This window comes from Aeromonas piscicola (assembly GCF_000820005.1).
In the GTDB taxonomy this organism is placed as follows: domain Bacteria; phylum Pseudomonadota; class Gammaproteobacteria; order Enterobacterales; family Aeromonadaceae; genus Aeromonas; species Aeromonas piscicola.
Genome location: NZ_CDBL01000006.1, coordinates 1 through 585, shown reverse-complemented (window position 1 = coordinate 585; position 585 = coordinate 1). Strand labels below are relative to the sequence as shown.

The following is a 585-nucleotide window of genomic DNA, read 5'->3' as shown; positions in this document are numbered from 1 at the left end:
CCCGCCAGATCCTGAGCCAAGCCGGGCTGGAGGCACGCTTTCGCAACCTGCCCTGGGCCCGTGCCCTGCACCTGATCAAGCAGCAACAGCTGGATCTGGCCATGGGGGCACTCGATACCCCGGATCGGCGCGAATTCGCCCGCTTCTCGGCCCCCTACCGGCACAGTACCTTCGTGCTGCTGAGCCACAACCCCATTCCGGGCCATGCCGATCCCTGGCAAGGCATCCAGAGCCTCCCCGCCTTGTGCCAACAGACACAACTGCATCTGGGCAAACTGCGTGGCACCCGCCCCACCCAGCGGATGGAACACTGCCCGGCGCTCAAGGACGCCAACGACTACAACACCGACGACAGGTTGATCGAGCTGCTGCTGGCTCGTCGCCTGGATGGGGTCATCATGGAGTGGCAATACGCGCGCTATCGGCTACAACAGCTGGGAGCGGACGGCTTCATCCGCTGCCAGTTGTTGCTGCACCATCAGCCGGTCAGCCTGATGTTTGCCAAAGAGGCGGTGAGCGAGGCAGAGCTAGTCCGGGTCAATGACGCCATCGCCACCCTCCCCCCGCCCGGCAACGCCTTTGCCC

General features: G+C 64.8%; 1 protein-coding gene. It reads left to right on the top strand.

Annotated elements, in window-relative coordinates; genetic code table 11:
- Positions 1-585, top strand: a 585-nt coding sequence (locus BN1128_RS00960) for a substrate-binding periplasmic protein (protein ID WP_042865718.1), incomplete at both ends; no start/stop codon positions are given.